Below are 9,148 nucleotides of genomic sequence, written 5' to 3'. Positions count from 1 at the left end.
CCGAACTCAGAAGTGAAACGATGCATCGCCGATGGTAGTGTGGGGTTTCCCCATGTGAGAGTAGGTCATCGTCAAGATTGAATTCCCAGAACCCCTGTCTGCCTCAGCAGACAGGGGTTTTGTCATTTTGGGCCGGTAATCGGATCGAGCCTCTGATGCTCCGGCAAACCCCCCATGCCGTTGCTATGCTGTGAGAGTCGGGCTCTGGCGACCAAGAGGGCCACGACGTCACTGGTCATGGGGATTCCAATAATGAAAAACCCTTATGCTCCCGGCTTTTGGTGCGCCACCGCAGCATTACTGCTGCTTTCGGCCACTTATTTCTATGGCGTCATGCTCACTCATCAAATCGACAAGGCGCTACTGTTCCTCGATAGCGCGGCAGCGTTGATTGGCGTGATATCCATCGCTATCGTGGCCTGGGCTTCGCTTCAGGGCCAACGCATCAAGAAAAAACACCTCGAGCAAGGCAAGACCCTGGTGCTGATTTGGGACACCAAGGTGGCATTGCGCCGCGTCGAAACAGTGTTTGACCGTTATTTCTGGGGCAGTTACTGGCAACCTGGCCGCACATTCCAGGAAGTCATGGGCGAGCTCACCGGTACCCCGCTGGAAAAAAGCCTGGAAGCCCTGAAAGTCCAGTGCGCGGCCCTGGACAAGCAGGTCACCCAGGATGGCTGGCACTGGCTCAACAACGCCCGTGAATTGTGCGACGTGGCTAACGCCATGGCCCGGGAGCGCTATCAACTGGACTTTTGCGATTCGCGCGCAGAGTCATCGGGTGCGGCCGTGATCAATCGCGATTTCGAAGTGCTGGTGTACACCTGGACGGCCCGCCTCAAGACTTTCGACCATCAGCTCGATGAGATCGAAGTCCAATATTCGTAGACCACCTCTCAAGAAAACGTTTTTACCCCTATAAACATTGGGCCCGCAGGGGTGCCTGGTGGTAATCTCCCCTCCTCTTTGCGGCGTCGAGCCACCCCTTTGGCGGGTCAGGGAAGACGACGGCTTTCTTCAACCATGGATATCGATCGGGTCACTCATGAATAAATCAGCAAGCGTACTTTTGGGAATCGTTGTGGCTGTCGGTGCTATCAGCGCGGGTGGCGCCTGGTACACCGGGACCAAACTCGAGGGCGTGTTGAAAAATGCTATTGCCGATAGCAATAAGCAGATGCAGACAGCCTTGTCCGGGTCCAACAGCACAGCCGCCCTGGAGCTGGTTTCCATGGACCGTGGCACATTCAGCAGCACCGCCCACTACCGTCTCAAAGGCGAAGGCGAGATATTCGGTGGCGAGTCGGTCGAGTTGCTCTTCGTCGACCGGATCGAGCACGGCCCACTGCCATTCTCGCGCTTGATTACGCTCAAGTGGCTGCCGGTCATGGCCACCAGTCACACTGCTCTTGAGCGCAATCCACTGACTGACAAGTGGTTCGCTGCGACCAAGGACCAGTCGCCGCTCAAAGGTGTGGTCAACCTGGGTTATGACGAATCCATCAACGGCACCTACGAGCTGCTGCCGTTGGACACCAAGTTGGATGAGCAGTCCCAGCTCACCTTCTCTGGTCTTAAGATCGACGTGGCCGCCAGCGCCCAAGGCCAGAAGATCAAGGCCGATGGCTACATGGACAGCTTCAAGTTGACCACTGTTGCCGAAGATCAGACACCGGTGCAGGTCGAGCTGAACGGCCTGACATTGGCCAGTAACCTGAGCAAGAGCTCATACGGTTACTACATGGGTGACAACACCCTGCTGATGAGCAGCACCAAGGCCACGTTTGGTGAGCCGAAGTCGGTGCTGGGCCTGAAGAACTTCGAAATGAAGAACAGCAGCAGCGAGAACGGCACCAGCGCTTCGGGGCGTGCCGATTACAAGATCGGTGAGTTGTCGTTCAACGACAAGACCATTGGTTCGGCACAGATGGCGGTCAGCCTGAAGAACCTGGACATCCCGGCCACCATGTCGCTGATGCAGATCTACCAGACCAAGCTGCAGCCCTACGAAAAAGCGGCCGCCGAAGCCGCTGCAGCCGGTGAGCCGACGCCAGAGTTGAACCTGACCGAAGCTGAGGAAGCACAGGTCAAAGCCGATCTGGAAAAACTCTTGGCCGGTGCCCCGCAGGTGGCCTTGGAAAATCTGTCGTTCAGTACCGCCAACGGTGAAAGCCGTGCCAGCCTGATCGTTGATCTGACCAAGCCGCAGTCCATGGACCTGCCGCCGGAGGAATTGGGACGTCAGTTGCTCGCCTTGCTGGATTTCAATCTCAAGGTTTCCAAGCCGATGCTGGTCGACCTGATGACCGTGCAGGCACAGATGGAAGGCCAGACGGATGCCAAGCTGATCGCTGATCAAGCCACGGCTACCAGCGATATGTTCAGCGCCATGGCCGTCGGTACTCAATTGGCGACCCTTGAAGGCAACGACGTTGTCACCAAGTTGCACTACGCCAACAACCAGGTCGATTTCAATGGCCAGAAAATGACCGTTGAACAATTCTCGGCATTTGTGATGAGCAAGCTGGGCGGCGGCGTCGCCATCCAGTAAACCGTTCAAGTCACACCCAAAACCCGGCCCGTGCATGCAGCACGGCCGGGTTTTTTATGCTCACAGATCAGCCCTGGGCCGAAATCTGTATCGATTCTGAAGAATTGTGGCGTTCCTGAAGATGACCCGCCTGAGAGTGCAAGACTAAGCCCATTAGAGCTTGGCTGGATTCCTTTGATCCGGCTTCCTGTTTGATGGGCAAGGGGGCACTGCGACCCGGCTGGCCATGTAAGGATGCTGACGAATGCCGCGTACTGTGGGTCCTTTTGTTCAACGTGGTTTGCGCCCGTTGTTTCGCGTCGCGCTGTGCAGCCAACTGTGCTGGCCGATGCTGGCGTTTGCCGATACCGCCTATGACCAAATGGTGCTCGACGCCCGTGCCGGCCATTACACGCCAGCGCTGACTGCGTTGCGCCAGGTGCCGGCCGGTCAGGCCAGCGCCGCGCAGATCAGTGACCACCTGCAGATCGCCAGCTGGGCCGGCCTCGATACCGAAGTGGTGAAAGTCTATGAGACCCAGGGCCGCAATCGAGCGCTGCCCGTCCAGGCGCTGACTGCGACGGCTCGAGCTTATCGCAACCTCAAGCGCTGGGATTCGGCGGCCGAGCTGTACCGCCAGGCGTTGGTGATCGCCCCCCAGAACCCCGACCTGCAACTCGGCCTGGCCTTGACCCAGGCCGATGCAGGCCAGCCAGACGAAGCCGTCACCCGCGCCAAGGCCCTGGTCGCTGCCAAGCCGACAGATCCGATGCGTCGACTGGCACTGGGTTATGCCTTGACCCGCGCCAACAGCCCTCACGAAGCGCTGTTCGAATACGACCAGGCCTTCACGCGCGCCGGCAACAGTCCAGAGGTAGCGCGCGAATACATCTACGCCCTGCAACGCGCACGGTTGCCAGAGCCGGCGCTGCGCCTGGCGCGTCTGCAGCCGGGGCTGATCGAGCGTGGCGTGCAACGACGCCTGGAGGGTGACGTCGCCGCCGAGCGGGTGCGCCTGGCGGACATGGCCAGCCGCAGCGAACAGGAGCGCTTCGTCATTGCCGACCGCGCCTTGGCCGACTACGACAAGTTGCTCGTCACCTGGACTCCGGTGGCCGAGGCCCATGACGACGTACTCCGTTGGCGCATCGATCGCATGGGCGCACTCAATGCCCGCGCCCGTCGAGCAGAAGTGATTGCTGAATACCAGAAGCTGATCGCCGAGGGCGTGAGCATTCCCACTTACGCCCTGCGCTGGGTGGCCTCCTCCTATCTGGAACAGCGTGAGCCGGAGATTGCCGTCGATCTCTACCGCCGTGTCCTGGCTGCGCCGGATGCCGATCCCGCGGAGCGTTTTGAAGACAGCACCGCGCTCTACTATGCGTTGCTGGAAAGTGAAAAATCCGAAGAGGCCCGTGCACTGGCCGAAGACATGGCGAAAGCCCAGCGTCCGCGCATCGAGCTCAAGGGCCTGCCGATCGGCAACCCCAACGATGAATGGATGGACGCCCAGCAACTCGCCGCCCAGGCCGGCACCTACGGCGCCGACCTGCCCTCTGCCGAGGCGCGCCTGGAAACCCTGGTCAGCCAGGGCCCCGGCAACACCGGCATGCGCCTGGCCCAGGCCGATCTGTACCAGGCCCGCGACTGGCCGCGCCGTTCGGAAAACCTGCTCAAAGAAGTCGAGGCGACGATCCCGCGCAACCGTGACTTGGAAATCGCCCAGGCCCGCGCCGCCATGGATTTGCAGGAATGGCGGCAGCTGGATGCGCTGACCGACGACGTGGTCGCCCGCTACCCGGAAAACGCCCATGTCAAACGTCTGCAGCGCCAGCGCGAGGTACACGACATGGCCGAGCTGCGCATCGAGGCCTACACCGGCAAGAGCTATGGCGGTGGCAACGGTGACGCCGGTGCAGTCACTGGCAGCCGGGACTTTGGTGTCGAAACGCTGCTCTACAGCCCGCCCATCGATGAAGACTGGCGGCTGTTCGGCGGTGCCGGCTACGCCACCGGTGATTTCGAGGAAGGCACTGGCCACCACCGTTGGCAGCGCCTGGGCGTGGAGCGTCGCACTCGGGACATGACGCTGGAGGCCGAGGTCTCCAATCACTCGTATGGCTCCGGTGACAAACAGGGCGCGCGCCTGGCCGTGGCCCGAGACATCGACGATCACTGGCAATACGGCGGCAGCCTGGATTACCTCTCGGCCAATACCCCGCTGCGGGCGCTCAACAGCGGCATCCGCGCCAACGGCGGGAGTGGTTTCGTCCGCTGGCGGGCCAATGAAAGCCGCGAGTGGCGGCTGGCGGTGAGCCCGTCCCATTTCAGTGACGGCAACAACCGCCTCGAAACCCAACTGACCGGCCGCGAGGGCATCTACAGCACGCCGCGCGTGCAAGTGGAGCTGGGTCTGGAAGTCGGCGCCAGCCGCAACAGCGGCTCCAACGAAGTGCCTTATTTCAACCCGAAAGCGGATTTCAGCGTCATGCCGACCGTGAGCGCCAACCACGTGTTGTATCGCCGCTACGAAACCACGTGGAGCCAGCAATTCCAGGTCGGTGCCGGTACCTACAGCCAGCGTGACTACAACACCGGGGCCATGGGATTGCTCGGCTACGGCCAGCGTTTCATCTGGAACGACGTGCTGGAGGCAGGTGCCGCGCTGAGTTGGCTCAACCGCCCCTACGACGGCGATCGCGAAAGCGATTTGCGCCTGCTTGTCGACCTCACCTATCGCTTCTAGAAGAGTTTGAAGATGCCTGTCATTTCGCGATTCATCCTTCTGCTGGGGGTCTTGCTGATCAGCGCTTGTGCCCAGCAAGCCCCGGCGTTCACGCCGCCTTCGCAGCGTCCGCTGGCGGCCAATGACGCCCCGTGGCCGAAGAACCATGTGCTCGGCATCGCCTACCACGATGTCGACGACCGAGACCCGGACCAGGCGCTGGTGGCCGTGCGTACCGAACGGCTGATCGAGCAACTGGCGTGGCTGCGGGAAAACAACTACCAGCCGGTCACGGTGGACCAGATCATCACGGCCCGCAATGGCGGTCCGGAACTGCCGCCCCGTGCGGTGCTGCTGAGTTTCGACGACGGCTATTCGAGCTTCTACACCCGTGTCATGCCCATCCTGCGAGCCTATAACTGGCCAGCCATCCTGGCTCCGGTCGGCAGTTGGGTGGATACGCCACTGAACCAGACGGTGGATTTCGCCGGGGTGCCGCGCAAGCGTTCCGAGTTCCTGACCTGGGAGCAGATTCGTGAGGTGTCGAAATCGGGCCTGGTGGAAATCGCCGCCCACACCGATGCCAATCACAAAGGCATCCTCGCCAACCCGCAAGGCAACCAGCAACCTGCGGCGACGACCCGGCGCTACGATCCGGCCACCGGTCGCTATGAGACCGAGGCCGATTTCCAGGCTCGCCTGCGCAAGGACGTGGCGGCCATTTCCGAGAAAATCCGCAAGGTCGCCGGTTATAGCCCGCGCGTTTGGGTCTGGCCTTACGGTGAAGCCGACGGTACTGCGTTGCAGGTGATTGGCAGCGAAGGCTATCAAATGGCCCTGACCCTGGAGGACGGCCTCGACAGCCTGGATAACCTGATGAGCGGCCCACGCTTCCTGGTGGCGTCCGATCCGGATGGCGCCCATTTCGCCGAAAGCATCGTCTCGGTGCAGACAATGGACCCGATGCGCGTGGTGCATGTCGATCTGGACTACGTCTACGACCCGGACCCGGTGCAGCAGGAAGCCAACGTCGGCAAGTTGGTCCAGCGCATTTCCGACCTGGGCGCCAATACGGTGTTCTTGCAAGCCTTTGCCGATCCCAAAGGCGACGGCCTCGTGCACTCGTTGTACTTCCCCAACCGCCACCTGCCAGTACGGGCCGACCTGTTCGACCGAGTCGCCTGGCAACTGCGCACCCGGGCCAACGCGAAGGTCTATGCCTGGATGCCGGTGCTCAGTTTCGCCTTGGACGCCAAGTTGCCGCGGGTGCAGCGTTGGGACCCGGAAACCGGCAAGACCGGCGTCGCCCCGGACCAATACGTGCGCCTGTCGCCGTTCGACCCGAACGTGCGCAAGGTCATCGGCGAGCTCTACGAGGACCTGGCGCGGATGAGTTCGTTGGATGGCGTTCTGTACCATGACGACGCGGTGTTCTCCGATTTCGAGGACGCCAGTCCCGCGGCCCTGAAAGTCTATGCCGCCCATGGCTTGCCGACGTCCATCGCCGCCCTGCGGGACGATCCTGCGACGATGCAACGCTGGACCCGCTTCAAGAGCCGCTACCTGATCGACTTCACCCATGAGCTGACCGCCAAGGTCCGGGCGATTCGTGGTCCGCAGGTGCTGACGGCGCGCAATATCTTTGCCGAACCGATGCTCAACCCGCAAAGCGAAGCCTGGTTCGCCCAGAACCTTGACGACTTCCTCGGCGCCTACGACTGGACGGCACCGATGGCCATGCCGCTGATGGAAAAGCAGACCCGTGCACAGTCCGGCCCATGGTTGGAACGTCTGGTCCAGACCGTCAAAAGCCGGCCCGGTGCACTCAAGCGCACGGTGTTCGAGTTGCAGGCGCGAGATTGGGACAGCCAACCGGTGACCGACATCGACGGCGAACTGCTGGCCGACTGGATGGGGCGCCTCAAGCGCCAGGGCGTGACCAGTTTCGGCTACTACCCGGACAACTTCATCGAAGACCAGCCCGCCGTGAAAACCGTGCGGCCGGCGCTCTCCAACAAGTGGAATCCTTGACATGCTCGACAGACTGCTCGCCCTGCTGGTGCTGGCGATCGTCCTTGGGGTGCCCCTGGGCCTGATCTTCCTGGTCACCGGGCAATTCCTGATGGACTTCGTGTTCTTTTACCCGCTGTTCATGTCCGGGCTGTGGATTGCCGGTGGCCTGTATTTCTGGCTGCACTGGGAACGCCACTGGCCGTGGAAGGACGACACCTTGCCACCGCCCCTGGCGGGCGAGCCACTGATCAGCATCCTGATCCCGTGCTTCAACGAAGGCGACAACGTTGCCGACACCATTCACGCGGCGCTGGGCCAGCATTATCCGAACATCGAAGTCATCGCCATCAACGACGGCTCCAAGGACAACACCGCCCAGATGCTCGACCAACTGGCAGCCGAAGACCCGCGCCTGCGCGTCTTGCACCTGGCGGAAAACCAGGGCAAGGCCGTGGCCTTGCGTATGGGTGCCATTGCGGCGCGCAGCGAATACCTGGTGTGCATCGACGGTGACGCGCTGCTGGCGCCGAACACTTGTGCTTACCTGGTGGCGCCGATGCTGGACAACGCCCGCCTCGGCGCGGTAACCGGCAACCCACGCATCCGTACCCGCTCGACCTTGATAGGCCGGGTCCAGGTCGGCGAGTTTTCCTCGATCATCGGCCTGATCAAGCGTACCCAGCGGGTCTTCGGGCGGATCTTCACCGTGTCCGGCGTGATCGTTGCGTTCCGTCGCACCGCCCTGCACCGGGTCGGCTACTGGAGCCCGGACATGATCACCGAAGACATCGACATCAGTTGGAAGCTGCAACTGGATCACTGGAGCATTTTCTACGAACCGCGCGCGCTGTGCTGGATCCTCATGCCCGAAACCTTGCGCGGCCTGTGGCGGCAACGCCTGCGCTGGGCCCAGGGGGGCGCCGAGGTGCTGTTCAAGAACATCCGCGGCATCTGGCAGTACCGCCATCGCTACCTGTGGCCGCTGCTGTTCGAATACTGCCTGTCCACCGGCTGGGCGTTTACCTTCCTGTTGTCGGTGATCTTCTGGGGCGCCGGCAAATTCGTCGAAATGCCAGCGGCCATCGCCGTGGATCACCTGATGCCGCCAGCCTTCACCGGCCTGTTGCTGGCCGTGGTGTGCCTGCTGCAGTTCGCGGTGAGCATCCTGATCGATCGGCGCTACGAAAAAGGCCTGTGGCACATCATGTTCTGGGTGGTCTGGTACCCGTTGGTGTTCTGGCTGATCAGCCTCTTCACCACCCTGGTGAGCTTTCCCAAAGTGCTGTTCGGGCAGCATCAGAAGCGTGCGCGCTGGATCAGTCCGGATCGCGGTATCAAACCGTTCGATGATCAGGAAGAGGAAGTGATCCGATGAAAATTGTCAGGACCCGGCAACGACCTTTTCTGGTGGTCATCGATGCGCTTTTCACCGTGCTGGCGTGGGTGGGGTTGTTGTATTTGCTGGTCAATGGGCTGTGGCCGCTGCTCGACGGCCAGGCCGGCCCGCGCCTGGGAGGGACGCTGTTCGACACCCTGGGGACTTTGCAGGTCTATGGGTGGATCGCGTTGGTCAACGCGGTGCTGCTGATTGCCTGGGCGCGTTATCAACAGCGCAAAAGCCGCAGCTTCGCCCAGCGCCGGTTGCCGGCACCGGTGGTGGATGACCAGGGCTTGAGCGCCAGCTTCAAGTTGACCGGCGAGCGCCTGGACACGTTGCGCCAGCCCGGCTCGAAGATCATCCACAACAACCAGGACGGCGACATCAGCCACGTCGTGCCGCATTTCCATTTGCTCAGTCCGGACTTGCAGCCACCGCCCCTGGCGCCATTGGAGCGACCACGGGTTATCCACTTGCCGGCCGATCAGTCTGTGCATTGATG

General features: G+C 61.7%; 6 protein-coding genes. All 6 read left to right on the top strand.

All coding sequences use genetic code 11. The features are described 5' to 3' along the window. Positions 1 to 252 precede the first annotated feature (252 nt). Entirely contained in the window at positions 253 to 888 is a 636-nt protein-coding gene (locus BLP82_RS28410) for a hypothetical protein (protein WP_060739785.1), read from the top strand. A gap of 157 nt (positions 889 to 1,045) precedes the next feature. Next, positions 1,046 to 2,551, top strand: a complete 1,506-nt coding sequence (locus BLP82_RS28405; RefSeq protein WP_092176379.1) for a YdgA family protein — start codon at positions 1,046 to 1,048, stop codon at positions 2,549 to 2,551. Positions 2,552 to 2,795: 244 nt separating this feature from the next. Beyond that, entirely contained in the window at positions 2,796 to 5,276 is a 2,481-nt protein-coding gene (gene pgaA / locus BLP82_RS28400) for a poly-beta-1,6 N-acetyl-D-glucosamine export porin PgaA (RefSeq protein WP_092176374.1), read from the top strand. 12 nt (positions 5,277 to 5,288) lie between these two features. Beyond that, complete coding sequence (gene pgaB / locus BLP82_RS28395) at positions 5,289 to 7,286, top strand: poly-beta-1,6-N-acetyl-D-glucosamine N-deacetylase PgaB (RefSeq protein WP_092176370.1); 1,998 nt, start codon at positions 5,289 to 5,291, stop codon at positions 7,284 to 7,286. Position 7,287: 1 nt separating this feature from the next. Then, positions 7,288 to 8,643 (top strand): poly-beta-1,6-N-acetyl-D-glucosamine synthase, encoded by a 1,356-nt coding sequence (gene pgaC, locus BLP82_RS28390; protein ID WP_060739781.1) that lies wholly within the window; start codon positions 7,288 to 7,290, stop codon positions 8,641 to 8,643. After that, positions 8,640 to 9,146 carry a poly-beta-1,6-N-acetyl-D-glucosamine biosynthesis protein PgaD gene (pgaD, locus tag BLP82_RS28385; protein ID WP_092176366.1) on the top strand — a complete coding sequence of 169 codons (507 nt, stop codon included), beginning with the start codon at positions 8,640 to 8,642 and terminating at the stop codon, positions 9,144 to 9,146. The genes pgaC and pgaD overlap by 4 nt, the downstream gene beginning before the upstream one ends. Positions 9,147 to 9,148 lie beyond the last annotated feature (2 nt).

It is taken from the genome of Pseudomonas sp. NFACC37-1 (assembly GCF_900101575.1).
In the GTDB taxonomy this organism is placed as follows: Bacteria; Pseudomonadota; Gammaproteobacteria; order Pseudomonadales; family Pseudomonadaceae; genus Aquipseudomonas; species Aquipseudomonas fluorescens_AA.
The sequence above is the reverse complement of the archived record's forward strand: the minus strand, read 5'-3'. Positions and strand labels throughout refer to the sequence as shown.